Here is a 19,813-nt window from a genome sequence, read left to right as displayed (position 1 = left end):
TCCGCTGCCGTCGGGCTGTCGGTCACGGCCGGACCTCGTAGACGAGGTTGAACGCGGTCTCCGCGGCGCGGCGGAACCGTGTGAAGCCCGCGGTGGTGACGACGTCGCGGATCGCCGCCTCCCCGGCCTGGGCGCCGAGCGCGTAGCCGCCGGGCTGCGAGAGCCCGTTCGGCACGCACAGGAACGTCGACGCCGCGTAGTACAGCCGCCCGACCGGGTTCAGGGTCTCCTCGACGGTGTCGCCGGCGTAGGGCTCGACCAGCAGCCAGGTGCCGTCGGGCGCGAGCGCGTCGCGCACCCGGCGGGCCGCGCCGACGGGGTCGCCCATGTCGTGCAGGCAGTCGAACATCGTCACGAGGTCGTAGCCGGTGCCGGTGAAGCCCTGCGCGGACGCCACCTCGAACGTCACCCGGTCCCCGACCCCGGCGTCCGCGGCCTTCTTGCGGGCCAGCGCGATCGACTCGTCGTGGTAGTCGGAGCCGGTGACGGTGCTGCGCGGGTAGGCCTCGGCCATCAGCACCGAGGTCGTGCCCAGCCCGCAGCCCACGTCGGCGATCCGGGCGCCCGCGCGCAGCTTGTCCTCGACCCCGTCCGTCGCCGGGATCCAGTGCGGCACGAGCTCGGCGACGTAGCCCGGCCGGAAGAACGCGTCGCACCCGACGAACACGTCCTCGTCGTGGTCGCTCCACGGCATCCCCTCACCGGTCCGGAACGCCTCCGCGATCCGCGGCTCGGCGCGCAGGTAGCCCAGCCCGATCCGGAAGATCGCCGACACGTTCGGCCCCTCCGGGTCGGCGAGGCAGAACGCCTGCTCCTCGGTCAGCGAGAACGCGCCGGTGGTCGCGTCGTACGTGACGTAGCCGCCGGCGGCCTGCCCGCGCAGCCACTCGGCGAGGTAGCGCCGGGCGCAGCCCGTCCGCTCGGCGAGCACCTCCGGGGTCGCCGGGCCGCGGGCCAGCGCGCGGTACAGCCCCAGCCGCCCGCCGAGCACCACCTGTCCCGCGGCCCCGGTCGCCCCCATGTCGGTGACGACCTGCCCGAGGAACTCCATCACCTTGTCCTGGTCCATGCCGGCCTCCTGACCGTCGTGCCGGCTCCCTCGCCGGCACCCACGACGGTCGACGGGGGCGCTCACAAGTCGCTGTCCGTGCCCTGGCACCGGTCCTATGCTCGGGATGCCCGGGTTGTGAGGGATGAGCGTGGACGTCGAGTTCGGCGTGCTCGGGCCCGTCGAGGTCCGGCACCGAGGAGACGGCCTCCCGCTCGGCGGCACGCGGCCACGCACGGTGCTCGCCCTGTTGCTCTGCGCCGACGGCCACCCGGTCGGCGACGAGCGCCTGATCGACGCGCTGTGGGGCGACGACCCGCCCGACCGGGCCCGCGCGCGGCTGCACACCACGGTCTCCCGCCTGCGGGCGTCGCTGGGCGAGGTCGGCGCCCGGCTGCGCCGCGAGCCGAACGGCTACCGGATGGTGGTCGAGCCCGGCGAGCTCGACCTGCACCGCGCGGAGCTGCTGCTGCACCGCGCCCGGGCCGCGCGGGGCACGCCCGGGGCCACGGCGCTGCTGCGCGACGCGCTCGCGTGCTGGCGCGGTCCCGCGCTGGCCGACCTCGCCGACCTCCCCGGCACCGAGGCGAGCGGGCTGGCCGCCGACCGCGTCCGCTTCGACGCCCTGCAGCACACGGTGCGCGCCGAGCTCCTCGACGCCGAGCTCGCCGCCGGCCACCACCACGAGGTGCTCCCCGACGCCGAGCGCGCCGCCGCGGCCGAGCCCCTGCGTGAGCGCCCGCACCGCCAGCTGGCCACCGCCCTGGCCCGCGCGGGTCGCAGCGTCGACGCCCTCGCCGTGCTGCGCGGCTACCGCGCCCGGCTGGTCGACGAGGCCGGACTCGACCCGAGCGGCGAGCTGGACGCCCTCGAGGCGGCGGTCCTCGCGCAGCAGGAGACCGTCGTCCCGGAGCCCGCCGTCCCGGAGCTCGCCGTCCCCGGCCCGGTGCCGTGCGCCACGACGACCCTGCACGGCCGCGACGCCGAGCTCACCGAGGTCCGGCGCCTGCTCGCCCTCGCCCGGGTGGTGACGGTGGTCGGCGTCGGCGGGGTCGGCAAGACGCGCGTGGCCCGGGCCGCGGCGGCCGCCGAGACCGGGCGGGTCGTCGCCCTGTGCGAGCTCGACGGCGTCACCGAGGCCGCCGCCGTGGGGTGCGCGATCGCCGACGCCCTGGGCTTCCCGTCGCCGGAGGCGGCCGGCCAGGCGCTCGGGAGCGCGGAGCGGCTGCTCGTGCTCGACGACTGCGAGCACCTCCTCGACGCCGTCGCGCGGGTGGTCGCCGTGCTCCTGGCGCGCTGCCCCGGCGTCACCGTGCTCGCCACCAGCCGCGAGCCGCTGGGCCTGCCCGAGGAGCACGTCCTCGCGCTCGGCACCCTGGCGCTCCCCGAGCGCGACGACGCCGCCTCGGTGGGCCGCAGCCCGGCCGCCCGGCTCCTGGCCGAGCGCGCCGCGGCGTGCGGCGCGCGCCTCGACACGGACGCCGACGCCGCCGCGGTCGCCGTCCTGTGCCGGCGCCTCGACGGGCTCCCGCTGGCCCTCGAGCTGGCCGCGGTCCGCCTGCGCAGCCTGACGCCCGAGGAGGTGCTCGAGCACCTCGACCGGCGGCTGCGCCTGCTGCGGCGCACGGGCACCGCCGGCCCCGCGCGGCACCGCAGCCTCGACGCCGCCGTGGCCTGGTCCCACGACCGCCTGCCCGAACCGACGCGCCGCTTCTTCGCCCGGCTCGGGGTGTTCGCGGGCCGGTTCACCGCCGACCACGCGCACGCCGTCGCCGGCGACGACGATCTGCTGGGCACCGTCGACCACCTCGACCGGCTGGTCGCGGCCTCGATGATCACGGTGCAGCAGCGGGCGGGCCGCACCTGGTACGCGCTCCTGGCCACGATGCGCCGCTACGCCCGCGACCGCCTCGAGGAGCGCGGCGAGCAGCAGGCCGTCCGCGACCGCTGGGTCGACTCGGTGCTCGCCGCCGCCGTCGACGCCCGCGAGCGCATGGTCCACGCCTGGCCCGCGGACCTGCTGGTCACCCTGCAGAACCTGCACACCGACGTCGCGGACGCGCTGCGCTGGTGCGTCGCCCACGACGACGGGCCCGACCGTGCGCTGCCCCTGTTCGTCCCCATGTGCAGCGTGCTCAAGAACCGCAGCGCGATGCCCGTGGCCGACCTCGGCGACGCCGTGCTCCGGCGCTGGCCGGACACCGGTGGGCGCGCCCGCTGCGAGGCGGCGGCCGCGGCGGCGATCGCGCACGTGCTGCGCGGCTCGGCGGAGCGCGGCGCGACGCTGGCGCGCGAGGCGCTCGCCGGCCGTCCGAGCTCGCCGCGGTGAACGCCCGACGCGCGCTGTTCTTCCGGGCCCGGATGACCGGCCGCGACGACGACGCGCTGCGCTGGACCGAGGAGGCGCTCGAGGTCGCCGCCGCGCACGACATGGTGCCCTGGCACAACGAGCTGCAGACGTTCCGCGCGATCGCCCTGGCCGCGACGGGCCGTCTCGACGAGGCCCTCGAGCAGGTCGAGGCGGCCCACCACGCGGCACCGGCGATCGGCAGCCCGGCGCTGGTGGCCTGGGCGGGCGCGGTGCGCGGGTGCCTGCTCGCGGCCGAGGACCCACGGGCCGGGCGGGCGGCGTCCGACGTCGCGGTGCGGGCGTGCGAGGACCTCGACTACCCCATCGGCTCCGGCGTCGGGCGCCGGACGCTGGGCGCGCTGGCGCTGCGCGACGGCGAGCTGGACGCGGCCCGCGACCACCTGCGCCGCGCCCTCGACGCGTACTCGGGCCTCGGGTACGCCGCCGAGGTGGCCCTGAGCCTGCGCTGGCTCGCCCGCCTGGCCCAGGCGTCCGGCCGCCCGGACGCCGTGGACGTCCTCCTGCGCGCCGGCGGCGGCGCCCGCGGCGACGTGGTCGAGGATGTCCTGCGGCCCGCGGCGCTGGACCGTCGCGCGGGCCCGCCGCCCCCGCTCACCGAGGCACTGGTGCTGGCGCGCTCGCTGTGACCCCGGCGCGCAGGAACACCGCGCACCCCGCCACGCCGCAGGCCACCGCCACCGCGATGCCCGCCGTCGGGCTCCCCGCCGCGTCGGCCGCGAGGCCCGCCACCGCCGGGCCGAGCAGTCCCCCGGCCGCGGCCGCGAGGTGCATGACCCCGAGCCGCAGCCCGAAGCCGGTCACGCCGTAGAGCTGCGCGGCGGCCGCGCCGCTGACCCCGACGAAGGCGCCGTGGGCGGCCCCGAACACGACGGCGAACGCGACGAGCCCGGCGAGCCGGCCCTCCGCGACCAGCCACCCCGCGACGCTGACGGGCAGCGCGACCGCGCCGACCCGGCACACCGGCCACGCGCCCCACCGGGCGACCGCCGGCACCGCGACGAGGCGGGCGAGCAGGCTCGCCGACCCCGCCACGGCGACCAGGAGCGCGCCGGCCGCGAGACCCGCGCCGCGCATCGTCGCGAAGGAGGCCAGGTGCACGAAGGGCACGAACATCGCGGCGCAGAGCCCGACGGCGCCGAGCACGAAGCGCCGGAAGGCCGGGTCGGCGAGGACCGTGCGCAGCCCGGCCGCGCTCGCCGTCGCGTCCCCGCGCCCGGCGGGCACGGCCGGCGCACACGCCCCCACGACGGCGGCGGCCACCACCGCGAGCACCACCGCCGCGCCGCGCACCCCGAGCGCGCCGACCAGGGCGACCGTCGCCGGCGGGGTGATCACGGTCGCGAGCCCCGCGCCGGCCGAGGCGACGACCAGGGCCGCGGCGCGGTGCCGCTCGACAGCCGCCGCGACCGCGGTCTGCAGCGGCACGAACAGGCACCCCGCCCCGCCGCCGACCCCGAGGGCGACCCCCGCGGCCGCCACCGGGAACCACCCGGCGCCGGCGAGCGCGAGCAGGCCAGCGGGGATCGCGACGGCGCCGAGCACGACGAGCGGGCGCGCGCCGTGGCGCTGGCTCCACGGACCGGTGACGACGCCCAGGCCGAGCGTGATCGCCAGGGAGGCCGCCAGCATCACGGCGACCGCCCCGCGCGTGACCCCGAACTCGGCGGCGACCGGACCGACCAGCGGGCCGGTGCCGGTGGCGAGCCCGAGACCCACGCTGGTGGCGACCACGGTCGCGGCCAGCAGCCGGCCCCCCTGCGCACGGGTCGTCACGACGTCCCCGCCGGACGGAAGTACTCCCCGGCGACGGAGTCCACGTAGCGCGCGCTCCCGAACGCCGCCTCGAGCGCGGCGGTCTGGGTCGCCTGCGCGCGCAGCGCCGCGACCTTGCGCGCGAGCACCCCGCCGTCGAGCTCGAGCTCGACCGCCAGTCGCTCGGCCGGGAACGGGGCGAACGCGTCGTCGCCGTCGTCCATGGGCTCGACGAACTCGCCGAACCGCTCGACCCAGCGCGCGGTGACGCAGGCGTGCAGCAGGCGGGGCGTCGTCCCGGCGAGCTGCCCGACCGCCCGGTCGGTCCAGGCCGACACCGCGCGGTGGTCGCCGTGGCCGGTGATGCCGTCGGGGCCGAAGGTCAGGACCGTGTCGGGCGCGACGTCGGCGAGGACGGCCGCGAGCTCGTCGACGGTGTCCTCGCCCGGGTCGGCGCGCAGGGCGCCGTCGAGGTGACAGCGCCCGCGGGCGTCGCCGAGGAAGCGGTGCTCGATGGTGCCGTGCAGGGCACCGAGGCTCTCGGCGATCTCCTCGCCGCGCCGGGCCGCGAGCCGTGCGGGCGGCCAGCGGCCCGGGTCGTCGGTCCCGTGCTCGCCGCGGGTGGCGGTGACGACCACGACCCGCTGACCGCGGGCCGCGGCGGCCGCCATGAGCCCGCCCGACAGGTAGACCTCGTCGTCGGGGTGGGCCCAGACGCCGACGATCGTGCCGAGGCGGTGCACCGCGTCGACGGTGCGGACCACGGGGGCGGTGTGCGTGCTGGTCGTGATGGTCACGGCGATCTCCTCGTGCCGGTGGTCGGTGCCCCTCGAGGGTCGACCGCGCGCCTGTCAGATCGCGGGCACGCCGCTGTCAGGCGCTCGCACGGCCGCTCTTGCTGCGAGGTGGCGCGCCACGGCGTCGCGACCCAGCGCGAGCGCGTGGTGGCGGTCGGGCGCCGCGTCGAGGAGGTCGGCGGTCGCCGTGTCGCCGAGGTCGCGCAGCAGCTCGGCGAGGTTCTGCAGGGTCACCCACAGGTGCCCCCAGTTGCCGCCCGCCGCCCAGTGGTCGATGACGTCGCGGTACACCGCGAGCGCGTCGTCGCCGCGCCCGGCCCGCGACAGCAGCGAGGCCAGCCCCACGCCCGCGATGGCCTCGAGGAAGCTCGACCCGACGGTGCGGGCGTCGGCGATCGCGGCCGCGTAGTGGGCCTCGGCGACGTCGGTGTCGCCCGCGACGTTCTCGATCTCCCCGTGCACGTAGGCGACGAGCCCGCGCAGGGTCGGCACCCCGTCGGCGGGGATGAGCGCGGCCAGCGCGCGGGCACCCGCCGGATCGCCGCCGTAGAGCGTCGCGAGCGCGGCGACCGTGGGCTCGGAGGCTCGCCCGTCGACGGCGTCGAGGGCGGCGCGGTCGTGGGCGGCGGCGTCGGCCCAGGCGCCGCGGGTGAGCTCGGCCTGCGCGAGCCCCGACAGGCAGAGCTGCCGGCCGCGGTGCACGCCGTCGGACGGGGCGTGCTCGAGCCCGGCGCGGGCCAGCCGCTCGGCGCGCGGCGCGTCGCCGCGGACGTAGACGTCGAGCGACGCGGCGCCGTGCACCGCCGCCCACCCCGGGTGGCCGAGGAGCGCCGGGTCGTCGAGCAGCTCGGTGGCCCAGCCCCGGATCTCGTCGAGGTCGCGCCAGAAGGCGTGCTCGGCGAGCGTGGTCGCCACGGTGACGGCGGCGTCGAGGTCGCCGCGGCGGCGGGCCAGGTGCCACGCGGCGCGCAGGTTGCCCTGCTCGCGGCGCAGCACGGCGTCGGCGGTCGCCTCGTCGGGGCTGTAGGCGGTGCGCGCGACCCACGCCGCGAGCCCGCCCGCCCACGCGACCAGCCGGGCCTCCGCGGCGTCGCGCTCGTGCGCGGCGAGCAGCCGGTCGTGGCCGAACGCGCGCAGCGTCTCGAGCATCCGGTAGCGGGTGCGGCCGTCGTGCGGCTCCGCCGACAGCATCGAGGCGTCGACGAGGCGGGCGAGCAGGTCGCCGGGGTCGCCGTCCACCCCGAGGTCGTCGGCCACCGTCTCGACCGCGGTGAGGTCGACGCCGTCGGCGAACACCGCGAGGTGCCGGAACAGGCGCTGCTCGTCGTCGGTGAGCAGGTCGTAGGACCAGGCGACGGTCGCGCGCAGCGTGCGGTGGCGGACGTGGAGCCCGCGGCTGCCGAGCAGGTCCAGCGAGCGGTCGAGGCGGGCCGCCAGCGCGGCGGGCGCGAACGTCGGCAGGCGCCCGGCGGCCAGCTCGATGGCCAGCGGCAGCCCGTCGAGGCGCCGGACGATGTCGCCGACGTGCGCGAGGTCGTCACCGTCGAGGGTGCGGTCGGGGCAGACGCGCGCCGCGCGGTCGACGAACACCGCGACCGCGGGCACGTCGGCGCCCGCCGGCCCGCCCGGCGCGGGCACGCGCAGCGGCGGCAGGCGCACCACCGACTCCTCGGGCAGGCCCAGCGGCTCGCGGCTGGTGAGCAGCACCGTGACCTCCGGGGCCCGCGCCAGCACGACGGCGACGAGCTCCCGGACGGCGTCGAGCAGGTGCTCGCCGTTGTCGAGGACCAGCAGGCCCGGCGCGCCCGCGAGCACGTCGAGGCAGGCGGCGAGCACGTCACCGGTGATCGTGCGCAGGCCCAGGGCGTCGGCGAGCGCGTGCGGCAGGGCGCCCGCGTCGGTGAGCGGGGCGAGGAACACGGTCGTCGCCGGCTGGTGGCGCCGCGCGAGCTCGCGGGCGAGGCGGGTCTTGCCGACCCCTCCGGGCCCGACGACGGTGACCAGGCGCCCGGCGCGCAGCAGCCGGTCGGTGGCGGCGAGCTCCTCGGTACGGCCGTGCAGCCCGGGCTCCGGGGGCGGTGCGGGGTCCGGTGTGGGCTCCGGTGCGGGCTCCGGTGCGGGCTCCGGTGCGGGCTCCGGTGCGCGGGGAGGGACCGGGCCCACCGACCCGTCGGCCACCGCGCGCTCCAGCTCGGCGAGCGCCGGTGACGGGTCGAGGCCCGCCTCGTCGGCGAGCCGGCGGCGGAAGTCGCGCGCGGTGGCCAGCGCCCGCGGCGCCTGCCCGGTGGCGGCCTGCGCGCGGACGAGCCGCAGCACCGCCGGCTCGCGCCAGGGGTCCTCGGCCACCGCGTCGGCCGCGGGACCCAGCGCCTCGTCCGCGTCCCCGGCGGCCAGGAGGGCGTCGACGAGGCGGTCGGTGACGTCGTGCCACAGCGCGCGGGCCCCGTCGGCGTCGGCGCGCAGCCCGGGGACGGCGGCGAGGTCGGCGAGCGCGGGTCCCCGCCACAGCGCCCGGGCCGCGCGCAGGGTCGCGGCTGCCGCGTGGGGGTCCTGCGGGCGGGCCCGGTCGCGCAGGCCGCGCGCCGCGGCGAGGTCGAGCTCGTCGTCGGCGAGGGCGAGCCGGTAGCCGCCCTCCTCGGTGCACAGGCGCGCGGCGGCGGCCCCGAGGTCGGCGCGCAGCCGCGAGACGTGGCTGTGCACCGTGGCGCGCGCGGTGTCCGGCGGGTCGTCGGGCCAGAGGGTGTCGACGAGCCGGTCGACGGTCACCGTCCGGCCCCCGGCCAGGGCGAGCAGCGCGAGCGCCACCCGCCGCTTCGGCCCGCGCACCACCACCGGCCGCCCGTCGACGCTCAGGCGCAACGGCCCGAGCACGTCGACGCGGACCTCCTCGCCAGCACCCATCGCCACTCCTCGTGACGAGCATGCCGGGGCTGTCAGCGCCGTGCCAGGCCCTTGTCAGCCGGTCGGCGCAGCGTGGTCGCCACACCGGCACCACCAGCGACGGGGAGGACCCCATGCACGCCCTGCACATCACGTTCACGTCCAGCGTCCCGGCCGAGGCCATGCACGACGGCGGCGTCGCCTTCGCCGAGGCGCTGCGCGCGGTCCCGGGATTCGTGGCCAAGACCTGGCTGGTCGACGGCTCGCACCACGGCGGCTTCTACCTCTTCACCGACCGCGCCGCCGCCGAGGCCTACCGCGACGGCCCCCTCGTCGCCGGGCTGCGCGAGCACCCGGCGTTCGCCGACTTCGAGGTCCGCGGCTGGGACGTGAACGAGTCCCTCGGCGCCCTGACCCACGCCTGACACCCGATCTCTGCTGAGGAGCACCCCATGACGACCACCAGCACCGTCACCGACGGCCGGCTCGCGGCCGACCTGCGCACGACGACCACCGCCGACGTCATCGACCCCGACGACCCCCGCTACGACGACGCCCGCCGGGTCTGGAACGGGCTCGTCGACCGCCGTCCCGCCGTGATCGTCCGGTGCCGCGGCACGGACGACGTCGTCGCCGCGGTCGCGGCGGCGCGGCGGTACCGCCCACCGGTGAGCATCCGCGGCGGCGGCCACCAGGTCGCGGGCAGCGCGATCTGCGACGACGGGCTCGTCATCGACGTGTCCGCGATGAACGGGGTGACGGTCGACCCGGTCGCCCGCACCGCGCGGGTCGGCGCCGGCGCCCGCTGGGCGGACGTCAACGCCGCCACCACCCCGCACGGGCTCGCCACCCCGGGAGGCGAGGTGTCGGCGACCGGCGTCGCCGGCCTGACCCTGGGCGGCGGGATGGGCCAGCTCCAGCGCGCGCACGGGCTGAGCTGCGACGCCCTGCGCGCGGTGGAGGTGGTCACCGCCGACGGCGTGGTGCGCACCGCGCGCCGCGACGAGCACCCCGACCTGTTCTGGGCGCTGCGCGGCGGCGGCCGGGGCCTCGGCGTGGTCACGGCGTTCGAGTTCGACCTGGTCCCGCTGGGCCCGCAGGTCGCCCAGGCGCTCGTGCTCTACCCGTACGAGCAGGCCGGCGCCTTGCTCGCCGCCTGGCGCGACCTCGTGCCGCGGATGCCCGACACCGTGTCCCCGGAGTTCGCGCTGTGGAGCGTCCCGCCGGACCCCGCCCTGCCCGCCGAGATGCACGGCGCCCCCGTGGTGGTCGTCGCGGGGCTGTACGCGGGCCCCGCCGACGAGGGCCTGGAGGTCCTCGCCCCGCTGGCGCGGCTGGGCACGCCGCTCGTCGACGCCACCACGGTGACCGACTACGCGTCGAGCCAGTCCGGCACCGACCCGCTCTTCCCGGACGGCGCGCGGTACTTCTTCAAGTCGCACTTCCTGGAGCGCTTCGACGACGACGCGGCCGCCGCCGTGCTCGCCGCCGACGCGGGCCGGCCGACCCCGCAGTCGCTGGTCATCGTGCGCACGATGGGCGGCGCGATCGACCGGGTCGGCGAGGACGAGAGCGCGTTCGTCCACCGGCGCGCGCGGTTCAACGTCAGCATCGACGCGGGGTGGACCGACCCGGCGCAGGACGAGCAGGCGATCGCCTGGTCGCGCCGGGGCTGGGAGGCGCTGCGCCCGTTCGCGACCGGCGGCGTGTACGTCAACTTCGCCGGCCTCGACGAGGACGCCGACCGGTCGACGTCGTTCGGCGCCCACGCCGCCCGGCTCGACGCGATCGCCCGCGCGTACGACCCGGACGGGATCCTCACGGCGGCGACGGCCCGGCCCTGAGCCCCGGTGCGCCGTCCTGTTTCCGAGCGAAGGGCCCCTTCGCTCGCACAGACGGGCGAGGGGCGCCCTTCGCCGGAACGCGCGGGCCACCGGCACCCGTCCCGCGAACGAGCGAAGGGCCCCGTCGATCGCCTAGATCGATCGAAGGGGCCCTTCGCTCGGAACGGCTCGGGGACCTCAGGCCGCGCGCGACACCACGAGCCCGCCGGCGCCGTGGTCGGCGGTGTCGTCGAGGTCGACCTGCACCGTGTCGCCCTCGCGCACGTCGCCGGCGAGCAGGGCCCGGGCGAGCTGGTCGCCGATGGCCGACTGCACGAGCCGGCGCAGCGGGCGCGCCCCGAACACCGGGTCGAAGCCCTGCAGCGCGAGCCACTCGCGGGCGGCGTCGCTGACCGCGAGCGTCAGGCGCCGCGCCGCCAGCCGGGCGCCGAGGCGCTCGAGCTGGATGTCGACGATCGACGTCAGCTCCTCGGTCGACAGGGCGTGGAAGACCACGACGTCGTCGAGCCGGTTGAGGAACTCCGGCTTGAACGAGCGCCGCACGACCTCCATGACCTTCTCCCGGCGGCCGTCGTCGTCGAGCGAGGTGTCGGTGAGCGCGGCGGAGCCGAGGTTGGAGGTCAGCACGAGGATCGTGTTGCGGAAGTCGACCGTGCGGCCCTGGCCGTCGGTGAGGCGCCCGTCGTCGAGGACCTGCAGGAGCACGTCGAACACGTCGGGGTGCGCCTTCTCGACCTCGTCGAGCAGCACCACCGCGTAGGGGCGGCGCCGGACGGCCTCGGTGAGCTGGCCGCCCTGGTCGTAGCCGACGTACCCGGGCGGGGCGCCGACGAGGCGGGCGACGGAGTGCTTCTCGCCGTACTCGCTCATGTCGATGCGGATCATCGCCCGCTCGTCGTCGAACAGGAACGCGGCGAGCGCCTTGGCCAGCTCGGTCTTGCCGACGCCGGTGGGGCCGAGGAACAGGAACGACCCGGTGGGCCGGTCCTCCTCGCTGATGCCCGCGCGGGCGCGGCGGACGGCGTCCGACACCGCCCGCACGGCCTCGGCCTGGCCGACGACACGGCGGCCGAGCTCGTCCTCCATGCGCAGCAGCTTCGCGGTCTCGCCCTCGAGCAGGCGCCCGGCGGGGATGCCGGTCCACGCCGACACGACGTCGGCGACGTCGTCGGGCCCGACCTCCTCCTTGAGCATCACCGGCGCCGCCGACGTGGCGTCCGCGGCCTCCAGCTCCTTCTCCAGGGCCGGGATCTCGACGTAGCGCAGCTTGGCGACGCGCTCGTAGTCGCCGTCGCGCTCGGCGCGCTCGGACTCGCCGCGCAGGCCCTCGAGCCGCTCCTTGAGCACCCGGGACCCGTCGATGGCGTCCTTCTCCGCCTGCCAGCGCGCGGTCAGCGCGTCGAGCTCCTCGCGGCGCTCGGCGAGCTCGGCGCGCAGGGCGGTGAGGCGCTCGCGCGAGGCGTCGTCGGACTCCTTGTCCAGCGCCATCTCCTCGATCTCGAGGCGGCGCACGATGCGCTCCACCTCGTCGATCTCCACCGGCCGCGAGTCGATCTCCATGCGCAGCCGCGAGCTGGCCTCGTCGACGAGGTCGATGGCCTTGTCGGGCAGGAAGCGCGCGGTGATGTAGCGGTCCGACAGCGTGGCGGCGGCGACGAGCGCGGCGTCGGTGATCCGCACGCCGTGGTGCACCTCGTAGCGCTCCTTGAGCCCGCGCAGGATGCCGATGGTGTCCTCCACCGTCGGCTCGCCGACCAGCACCTGCTGGAACCGGCGCTCGAGCGCGGGGTCGTGCTCGATGTGCTGGCGGTACTCGTCGAGCGTGGTCGCGCCGACCATGCGCAGCTCGCCGCGGGCGAGCATCGGCTTGATCATGTTGCCGGCGTCCATCGCCGACTCGCCGGTCGCGCCGGCGCCGACGATGGTGTGCAGCTCGTCGATGAACGTGATGACCTGGCCCGCGGAGTCGGTGATCTCCTGCAGGACGGCCTTGAGCCGCTCCTCGAACTCACCGCGGTACTTGGCGCCCGCGACCATCGAGCCGAGGTCCAGCGCGACGACGCGCTTGTTGCGCAGCGACTCGGGGACGTCGCCGGCGACGATGCGCTGCGCGAGGCCCTCGACGATCGCGGTCTTGCCGACGCCGGGCTCGCCGATGAGCACGGGGTTGTTCTTGGTGCGCCGGGACAGGACCTGCACGACCCGACGGATCTCGGCGTCGCGCCCGACCACCGGGTCCAGCGCGCCGGAGCGGGCGCGCTCGGTGAGGTCCTGGCCGTACTTCTCGAGGGCCTGGAAGGTGCCCTCGGGGTCGGCGGAGGTGACGCGCCCGGAGCCGCGCACCTTGGTGAACGCCTCCTTGAGGGCCTCGGGCGTCGCGCCGTGGCGGGTCAGCACGTCGCCGGTGCGCCCACCGGCCGCGGCGAGCCCGACGAGCAGGTGCTCGGTGGAGACGTACTCGTCGCCCATGTCCGCGGCGAGCTGCTGGGCGTGCTGGAGCACGCGGGCCATCTCGCGGTCGAACTGCGGCGCGGCGACGCTGGAGCCGCTCGCGCTGGGCAGGCCCGCGAGGACCTTGCCGACGTCGGAGCGCACGGCCGACGGGTCCGCCCCGACCGCGCGCAGCAGCGGCTCGGTGAGCCCGTCGGTCTGGTCCAGCAGCGCCGACGCGAGATGGGCCGGCGAGACCTGCGGGTGACCGTCGACGGTGGCCGCACGCACGGCGTTCGACACCGCCTGCTGGGTGCGGGTGGTGGGGGTGAAGTCCATCGGGTGTTCCTCCTGCGCTGGCAACGGATCGGACCGGCGGCCCACCAGCCGCCGCGGTCCTGACTTGAGTCTACCTGGCTCAACTCTGTGGGGACACGGTTTCTTCCCTTTGCCTCGTCACGGTGACCGGTCACCCACTGCAACGACGGTGAAGCGTGCCGAATCGGACCGTCGTCGCTGCTCAGCGTGCGTACACCCACCGTCCGGCGCACGTGACGAGCCGGACGACGAGCCCCGGATGGGGACCCTGCGTGACGATCCATGACGTGCTGTCATAGTGGTCCGGTCGCGCGGGTACGGGGTCCGCGCGCCGGGGGGCCGAGGAGGAACGTCGTCCATGTCCGCGGAGCCGCTGTCGCAGGACGGTCTGGCCGCCCCGGGCCCGGCCTCGGCGGGTCCGGCGGGCGCCCGCCCGCGTCGCCTCGCCCCGGTCCGCGCCGTCCCCCCGCCGCCCACGACGCCGATCGTGCGCCCCGGACGCCACGCGGCGCCGGAGGACGCGGCCGACACTCCGGACCGGCCGACGCCGAGCGTCCCCACACCCCAGCCCCCGTCACCCCAGCCCCGGCCCGAGCCCGCGCGCGCCGACGAGACCGCCGAGCAGCACGCCGCCCGCCGGGTCCGGCAGACGTGGACCGAGGTCGAGCCGCACGCCGACGAGCTCGCCGACTGGTTCGCGGCGCTGCTGTTCAGCCTCGCCCCGGACGTGCGCGCGCTGTTCCCCGCGCGCGTCACCGAGCCGGCGCGCCGGCTGCTGCGCTCGCTCGTGCTGCCGATGAGCACCGTCGACCGCCCCGGCGAGCTGCGCCCGATGCTCGAGCCGCTCGTGCGCGAGCACCGCGCGCTGGGCCTGCGGGCCGAGCAGTACGAGGTGCTGGGCGTCGCGCTCATCGGGGCGATGCGCCGCTTCGGGCGCTCCTGGGACGAGCCGACCGAGCACGCCTGGGTGCGCGCGTTCTCGCTGGCCGCGGGCCCGATGGAGCAGGCGGTCCGCGCCGCGGCCGTGCCGGCGGTCGCCGAGGGCACGGTGGTGAGCCACCGGCGCCTGAGCTGGGACCTCGCCGTCCTGCACGTCGCGCCCGACGCGCCGGTGCCGCACCGCGCGGGGCAGTACCTCACCGTCGAGATCCCGCAGCGCCCCCGGATGTGGCGCCCGCTGAGCCCCGCGCGGGCGCCGCGGCCCGACGGGCTGCTAGAGTTCCACGTCCGCGCGGTCGAGGGCGGCTGGGTGAGCCGCGCGATGGTCGCGCACGCGGCGCCGGGCGACCGGTGGCGGCTCGGCCCGCCGGCCGGGCGCCTCGGGCTCGACCTGCGCAGCGCCCGCGAGGTGCTGATGGTCGCCGGCGGCACCGGCGGCGCGCCCGTGCTCGCGCTCTGCGAGGACATGGCCCGCTGGGCCCGGCCGCGCCCGTGCACGGTGTTCGTGGGCGGGCGCGTGCCCGAGGACCTCACGGTGCTCGACCGCCTGCACGAGCTCGCCGAGGCGCACCCCTGGCTGGCCGTCGCCGCCGTGTGCGAGGACGACCCGCTCGACGAGCGCACCCAGCCCGGGACGCTGCCCGACGCCGTGGTGCGCGGGGGCGACTGGTCGCGGCACGACGTGCTGCTCTCGGGCTCGCCCGCCATGATCCGCGCGACGGCGTCGGCGCTGCTCGTCGACGGGGTCGCGCTCGACCGCATCACCTACGACCCGTTCACGGAGTAGCCGGTCGCCGTCAGTCGCGCCGGCGCGGGCCGGGCTGCCAGACGACCACCGACTGGGTCCGGCGGGCGGGCAGGCGGTCGGACGAGCCGCCGTCGGAGGCGTTGCGCGCGGCCTGCTCGGCGGCGGCGCGCCAGCCCGCGAGCTCCTCGGTGACCTCGGCGAGCCGGTCGGTCAGCGCGCCGACCTCGCGCTCGAGCTCGATGATCCGCTTGATGCCGGCGAGGTTGACACCGTCCTCCTGCGAGAGCCGCTGGACCTCGCGGAGCACGGCGATGTCGCGCACCGAGTAGCGCCGCCCGCCGCCGCTGGCGCGACCCGGGGAGACCAGTCCGATGCGGTCGTAGGACCGCAGGGTCTGGGCGTGCATGCCCGCGATCTGGGCGGCCACCGAGATGACGAACACCGGGGTGTCCTCGTCGGCCCAGGCCGGCAGGGGCGGCATCGAGGAGGCGCCGAGCGGGGACGGCCAGGGTCCCCGCCCGTCGCGCCCGCTCATGACGCCGTCTCCCTCCGTGCGGCGGCCTCGGCGCGCCGGGTGAGCTCGGCACGGGGGTCGTGGTCGGCGGTGGCCCTGGCGTAGGCGTCGAGCGCCTCGCGGGCCTCGGCGCCCAGGCGCTGCGGGACCGAGAGCTCGACGGTGACGAGCAGGTCGCCGGTGCGCCCGTCCTTGCGGTGCACGCCGCGTCCGCGCACGCGCAGCGTGCGCCCGCTCTGGCTGCCCGCCGGCACCTTGAGCGAGACCTTCCCGTCCATCGTCGGCACGGTGATCGTGGTGCCGTCGACGAGCTCGGGGAACGTCACCGGCACGGTGAGCGTCAGGTCGTCGGCGTTGCGCTCCGAGCGCCCGAACAGGTCGTCGGCGTTGACGTGCACGACGACGAACAGGTCGCCCGCGGGCCCGCCGCGGCTGCCGGGCTGGCCCTGGCCGGCGAGGCGGATCCGCTGACCGTCGTCGACGCCCGCCGGGATGCGCACCGTGAGGGTGCGCGAGCGGGTGCTGACGCCGTCGCCGCCGCACTCGGGGCACGGGTCGTCGACGATCGAGCCGGTGCCCGAGCAGTCGCGGCACGGCTCGCTGAACGCGAACGCGCCCTGGCTGCGCGAGACGACACCGGCACCGCCGCAGGTCAGACAGGTGCGGGGGCTGGTGCCGGGCTTGGCGCCGTTGCCGCCGCAGGTGTTGCAGCGCGTCGGCGACGCCAGGCGCAGCGGCAGGGTCGTGCCGCCGACGGCCTCGGAGAAGTCGATGCGCACGTCGGTCTCGACGTCCGCGCCGCGCTGCTCCCGGGGGCGGGTGGAGCCCATGCCCGGGGTGGGGCCGCCGGTCGGGGCGCCCGCCCCGCCGCCGAACAGGCCGCCGAGCAGGTCGCCGAGCCCCCCGGCCCCGGGCTGGGCGCCACCGCGCCCGCCGAACAGGTCGCCGACGTCGAAGCCGCCGGAGAAGCCCGTGCCGCCGGCCCCGGCGCCCGCGCCGGCCCCCCGGCCGCCGCCGAAGCCACCGAAGCGGCCGCCGGAGAACAGCGTGCGGGCCTCGTCGTACTGTTGGCGCTTCTCGGTGTCGGAGAGCACCCCGTACGCCTCACCGGCGGCCTTGAACCGGGCCTCGGCCTTGGCGTCACCGGGCTTGGCGTCGGGGTGGTTCTCGCGGGCGATCTTGCGATACGCCTTCTTGATGTCGTCCGCGGAGGCGTCCTTGGCCACGCCCAGCTCGCGGTAGTAGTCCTTCTCGACCCAGTCACGGGCGCTCATGTCGGGACTGCTCCTTCCGCGGTGTGGGGGGTGTGGTGGTCAGGATCGCTCTCAGGACGTGGAGCCGGCGTCGGCCGGCTCGGAGGGTGCCGCCGGGGCGGACCCGTCGGAGTCGGTGACCCCGACCATCGCCGCCCGCAGCACGCGGTCGCCGAAGCGGTAGCCGCGACGCATCACCGTGGTGACGGTCGGGCCGGAGACCTCGGACGACGTCTCGTGGGCGACGGCCTCGTGCACGGACGGGTCGAACGCGTCGCCCTCCGCCCCGAAGGGCTCGAGCCCGGCGCGGTGCAACGTCTCGTTGAGCCGGTCGGCGACGACCTTGAACGGGCCGGTGAGGTCGCCGTGGCTCTGGGCGCGCTCGACGTCGTCGAGCACGGTGAGCAGCTCGCCGGCGACGGCGGCCTTGGCGCCCGCGACGGTCGACTCGCGCTCCCGCTCGGTGCGGCGCCGGTAGTTGGTGAACTCGGCGGACACCCGCTGCAGGTCGGCGGTGCGCTCGGCGAGCTCGGCGCGGACGCGCTCGAGCTCGGGGTCGGCACCACCCTCGGCGGCACCGTCGGTGGCGGCGCCGTTCGCGGCGGACGCCGCGGCCGCGGACTCGGCCGCGCGGGCCTCGCCGGCGATGGTCTGCGCACCGTCGGGCGCGGCGGTGTCGCCGCCGTCGGTGGCCCCGTCCGGCTGCGCGGTGCCGCGGGGGGCGTCCTGGCCGGAGGTGGGCACGCCGCCGACACTGGAGTCGGTGGCCCCGGGGACATCGGTCGCGTCGCCCTCGTGGCCGACGACCGGATCCTGCACTGTGACCTCCTCGAGAGGCTTCGGTCCGGCGCTGCCGGGACCGGGGACGTGTGGTCGGGAGCGGGGGCTCGGACGAGCCCGCACCGACGGGGCCGCAGCGTCGCCGCGGCCCCGCCGACGGGGTCAGTCCTTCTTGTCCTTCTCGTCGTCGACGATCTCGGCGTCGACCACGTCGTCGGCCTGCCCGGGCGCCTCGTCCGCGCCGGCCGCACCGGCGGCGGCGCCGCCCTCGGACTGCTGCTGGGCGTAGAGGGCCTGGCCGAGCTGCTGCGACTCGGTGGCGACCTTCTCCGAGGCGGCCTTGATCGCCTCGGTGTCGTCGCCCTCGAGCGCGGTCTTCAGCTCGGCGATGGCCGACTGGACCTTCTCCTTGACGTCCGACGGGAGCTTCTCGTCGTTGTCGGAGATGAACTTCTCGGTCTGGAAGACCAGCGTCTCGGCCTGGTTGCGGGTCTCCGCCGCCTCGCGACGCTGACGGTCCTCGTCGGCGTGGGCCTCGGCGTCCTGGACCATGCGGTCGATCTCGTCCTTCGAGAGGGCCGAGCCGCCGGTGATGGTCATCTGCTGGGACTTGCCGGTGCCCTTGTCGACCGCCGAGACGTTGACGATCCCGTTGGCGTCGATGTCGAAGCTGACCTCGATCTGCGGCACGCCCTGCGGGGCGGGCGGCAGGTCGGTGAGCTCGAACATGCCGAGCTTCTTGTTGTAGGCCGCGATCTCGCGCTCACCCTGGAAGACCTGGATCTGCACCGACGGCTGGTTGTTCTCGGCCGTCGTGAAGACCTCGGACTTCTTGGTCGGGATCGTCGTGTTCTTCTCGATGAGCCGCGTCATGACGCCGCCCTTGGTCTCGATGCCCAGCGACAGCGGGGTGACGTCGAGCAGCAGGACGTCCTTGACGTCACCGCGCAGGACGCCGGCCTGCAGCGTGGCACCGACGGCGACGACCTCGTCGGGGTTGACGCCCTTGTTGGGCTCCTTGCCGCCGGTCAGCTCCTTGACCAGGTCGTGCACGGCGGGCATGCGGGTGGAACCACCGACGAGCACGACGTGGTTGATCTGGCCGACCGAGATGCCGGCGTCCTTGATGACCTGGTTGAACGGCTTGCGGCACCGGTCGAGCAGGTCGGAGGTGATGCGCTGGAACTCGGCGCGCGAGAGCGTCTCGTCGAGGAACAGCGGGTTCTTCTCGGCGTCGACGGTGATGTAGGGCAGGTTGATGCCGGCGCTGGACGAGCTGGACAGCTCGATCTTCGCCTTCTCCGCCGCCTCGCGCAGGCGCTGCATGGCCATCTTGTCCTTGGACAGGTCGATGCCCTGCGAGCCCTTGAACTTCTCGACGAGCCAGTTGATGATCCGCTCGTCCCAGTCGTCGCCACCGAGGTTGTTGTCGCCGTTGGTGGCCTTCACCTCGACGACGCCGTCGCCGATCTCCAGCAGGGACACGTCGAACGTGCCGCCACCGAGGTCGAAGACGAGGATCGTCTGGTCGTCGTCGCCCTTCTCGAGGCCGTAGGCGAGGGCCGCGGCCGTGGGCTCGTTGACGATGCGCAGGACGTTGAGCCCCGCGATCTGGCCGGCCTCCTTGGTGGCCTGCCGCTGCGCGTCCTCGAAGTAGGCCGGGACGGTGATCACCGCGTCGGTGACCTCCTCGCCCAGGTAGGCCTCGGCGTCGCGCTTGAGCTTCTGCAGCGTGCGGGCGCTGATCTCCTGCGCGGTGTACTTCTTGTCGTCGATCTCGACCGACCAGTCGGTGCCCATGTGCCGCTTGACCGACCGGATGGTGCGGTCGACGTTGGTCACCGCCTGGTTCTTGGCCGACTGGCCGACCAGGACGTCGCCGTTGCGGGCGAACGCGACCACCGACGGCGTGGTGCGGCTGCCCTCCGAGTTCGCGATGACCGTCGGCTCGCCGCCCTCCAGGACGGCGACCACGGAGTTGGTCGTGCCGAGGTCGATGCCGACCGCTCGCGCCATGCTCGTGTCTCCTCTCGAGACCGTGTGTCGTTGAGTGCTCTGCGCTCAAGTATTTGCCCTGCGAGGCCATCCTCGCAAACGCGACCTGAGTCTGCTGCGCTCAAGTGTGTCACCCCGACCAAC

At 76.3% G+C, this 19,813-nt stretch carries 14 protein-coding genes; 5 read left to right on the top strand and 9 right to left on the bottom strand.

Annotation, left to right across the window (positions count from 1 at the left end; translation table 11 throughout):
• Nucleotides 1-22: 22 nt before the first annotated feature.
• Nucleotides 23-1,069 carry a class I SAM-dependent methyltransferase gene (locus ACFPK1_RS02795; protein ID WP_378019355.1) on the bottom strand — a complete coding sequence of 349 codons (1,047 nt, stop codon included), beginning with the start codon at nt 1,067-1,069 and terminating at the stop codon, nt 23-25.
• A 124-nt stretch (nt 1,070-1,193) separates the two neighbouring features.
• On the opposite strand from ACFPK1_RS02795, the gene ACFPK1_RS02790 reads away from it, so the two are divergent.
• Nucleotides 1,194-3,377, top strand: a complete 2,184-nt coding sequence (locus ACFPK1_RS02790) for an AfsR/SARP family transcriptional regulator (protein ID WP_378019354.1) — start codon at nt 1,194-1,196, stop codon at nt 3,375-3,377.
• Nucleotides 3,374-4,045 (top strand): hypothetical protein, encoded by a 672-nt coding sequence (locus ACFPK1_RS02785; protein ID WP_378019353.1) that lies wholly within the window; start codon nt 3,374-3,376, stop codon nt 4,043-4,045. The genes ACFPK1_RS02790 and ACFPK1_RS02785 overlap by 4 nt, the downstream gene beginning before the upstream one ends.
• On the opposite strand, the gene ACFPK1_RS02780 is transcribed toward ACFPK1_RS02785, so the two are convergent.
• The 3 genes from ACFPK1_RS02780 to ACFPK1_RS02770 are packed head-to-tail and all read right to left on the bottom strand — an operon-like array spanning nt 4,011 to nt 8,869.
• The gene (locus ACFPK1_RS02780) at nt 4,011-5,192 is read right to left on the bottom strand and encodes an MFS transporter (RefSeq protein WP_378019352.1); all 1,182 of its coding nucleotides are present in this window, start codon (nt 5,190-5,192) and stop codon (nt 4,011-4,013) included. The genes ACFPK1_RS02785 and ACFPK1_RS02780 overlap by 35 nt on opposite strands.
• Complete coding sequence (locus tag ACFPK1_RS02775) at nt 5,189-5,968, bottom strand: PIG-L deacetylase family protein (protein WP_378019351.1); 780 nt, start codon at nt 5,966-5,968, stop codon at nt 5,189-5,191. The genes ACFPK1_RS02780 and ACFPK1_RS02775 overlap by 4 nt, the downstream gene beginning before the upstream one ends.
• A gap of 54 nt (nt 5,969-6,022) precedes the next feature.
• Nucleotides 6,023-8,869, bottom strand: coding sequence for an AfsR/SARP family transcriptional regulator (locus ACFPK1_RS02770; protein WP_378019350.1), 2,847 nt, complete (start codon nt 8,867-8,869; stop codon nt 6,023-6,025).
• Nucleotides 8,870-8,982: 113 nt separating this feature from the next.
• Here ACFPK1_RS02770 and ACFPK1_RS02765 point away from each other — a divergent pair, with 113 nt between their 5' ends.
• Entirely contained in the window at nt 8,983-9,273 is a 291-nt protein-coding gene (locus ACFPK1_RS02765; protein WP_378019349.1) for a YdhR family protein, read from the top strand.
• A gap of 27 nt (nt 9,274-9,300) precedes the next feature.
• Nucleotides 9,301-10,692, top strand: coding sequence for an FAD-binding oxidoreductase (locus ACFPK1_RS02760; RefSeq protein ID WP_378019348.1), 1,392 nt, complete (start codon nt 9,301-9,303; stop codon nt 10,690-10,692).
• Nucleotides 10,693-10,869: 177 nt separating this feature from the next.
• Here ACFPK1_RS02760 and clpB read toward each other — a convergent pair whose 3' ends face one another.
• Entirely contained in the window at nt 10,870-13,461 is a 2,592-nt protein-coding gene (gene clpB / locus ACFPK1_RS02755; RefSeq protein ID WP_378019347.1) for an ATP-dependent chaperone ClpB, read from the bottom strand.
• Between the two features lie 337 nt (nt 13,462-13,798).
• Between clpB and ACFPK1_RS02750 the strand changes: the two genes are divergently transcribed.
• Nucleotides 13,799-15,166: an FAD-binding oxidoreductase gene (locus ACFPK1_RS02750; protein WP_378019346.1), complete on the top strand. Its 1,368-nt coding sequence runs from the start codon at nt 13,799-13,801 to the stop codon at nt 15,164-15,166.
• A gap of 10 nt (nt 15,167-15,176) precedes the next feature.
• Here the strand turns inward: ACFPK1_RS02750 and ACFPK1_RS02745 are convergent, their stop codons facing one another.
• The 4 genes from ACFPK1_RS02745 to dnaK form a co-directional block, all read right to left on the bottom strand.
• The gene (locus tag ACFPK1_RS02745; protein WP_378019554.1) at nt 15,177-15,608 is read right to left on the bottom strand and encodes a heat shock protein transcriptional repressor HspR; all 432 of its coding nucleotides are present in this window, start codon (nt 15,606-15,608) and stop codon (nt 15,177-15,179) included.
• 50 nt (nt 15,609-15,658) lie between these two features.
• Nucleotides 15,659-16,915, bottom strand: a complete 1,257-nt coding sequence (locus ACFPK1_RS02740; protein WP_378019345.1) for a DnaJ C-terminal domain-containing protein — start codon at nt 16,913-16,915, stop codon at nt 15,659-15,661.
• Nucleotides 16,916-16,966: 51 nt separating this feature from the next.
• Complete coding sequence (gene grpE, locus ACFPK1_RS02735) at nt 16,967-17,713, bottom strand: nucleotide exchange factor GrpE (RefSeq protein ID WP_378019344.1); 747 nt, start codon at nt 17,711-17,713, stop codon at nt 16,967-16,969.
• 123 nt (nt 17,714-17,836) lie between these two features.
• The gene (dnaK, locus tag ACFPK1_RS02730) at nt 17,837-19,690 is read right to left on the bottom strand and encodes a molecular chaperone DnaK (RefSeq protein ID WP_378019343.1); all 1,854 of its coding nucleotides are present in this window, start codon (nt 19,688-19,690) and stop codon (nt 17,837-17,839) included.
• Nucleotides 19,691-19,813 lie beyond the last annotated feature (123 nt).

Source organism: Actinomycetospora rhizophila (genome assembly GCF_042657905.1).
In the GTDB taxonomy this organism is placed as follows: domain Bacteria; phylum Actinomycetota; class Actinomycetes; order Mycobacteriales; family Pseudonocardiaceae; genus Actinomycetospora; species Actinomycetospora rhizophila.
The sequence above is the reverse complement of the archived record's forward strand: the minus strand, read 5'-3'. Positions and strand labels throughout refer to the sequence as shown.

Coding starts and splice junctions, on each gene's coding strand:
- ACFPK1_RS02795 (WP_378019355.1), bottom strand. CDS start 1,069: ATGGACCAGGACAAGGTGATGGAGTTCCTCGGGCAGGTCGTCACCGAC.
- ACFPK1_RS02790 (WP_378019354.1), top strand. CDS start 1,194: ATGAGCGTGGACGTCGAGTTCGGCGTGCTCGGGCCCGTCGAGGTCCGG.
- ACFPK1_RS02770 (WP_378019350.1), bottom strand. CDS start 8,869: ATGGGTGCTGGCGAGGAGGTCCGCGTCGACGTGCTCGGGCCGTTGCGC.
- ACFPK1_RS02765 (WP_378019349.1), top strand. CDS start 8,983: ATGCACGCCCTGCACATCACGTTCACGTCCAGCGTCCCGGCCGAGGCC.
- ACFPK1_RS02760 (WP_378019348.1), top strand. CDS start 9,301: ATGACGACCACCAGCACCGTCACCGACGGCCGGCTCGCGGCCGACCTG.
- clpB (WP_378019347.1), bottom strand. CDS start 13,461: ATGGACTTCACCCCCACCACCCGCACCCAGCAGGCGGTGTCGAACGCC.
- ACFPK1_RS02750 (WP_378019346.1), top strand. CDS start 13,799: ATGTCCGCGGAGCCGCTGTCGCAGGACGGTCTGGCCGCCCCGGGCCCG.
- ACFPK1_RS02745 (WP_378019554.1), bottom strand. CDS start 15,608: ATGCCGCCCCTGCCGGCCTGGGCCGACGAGGACACCCCGGTGTTCGTC.
- ACFPK1_RS02740 (WP_378019345.1), bottom strand. CDS start 16,915: ATGAGCGCCCGTGACTGGGTCGAGAAGGACTACTACCGCGAGCTGGGC.
- dnaK (WP_378019343.1), bottom strand. CDS start 19,690: ATGGCGCGAGCGGTCGGCATCGACCTCGGCACGACCAACTCCGTGGTC.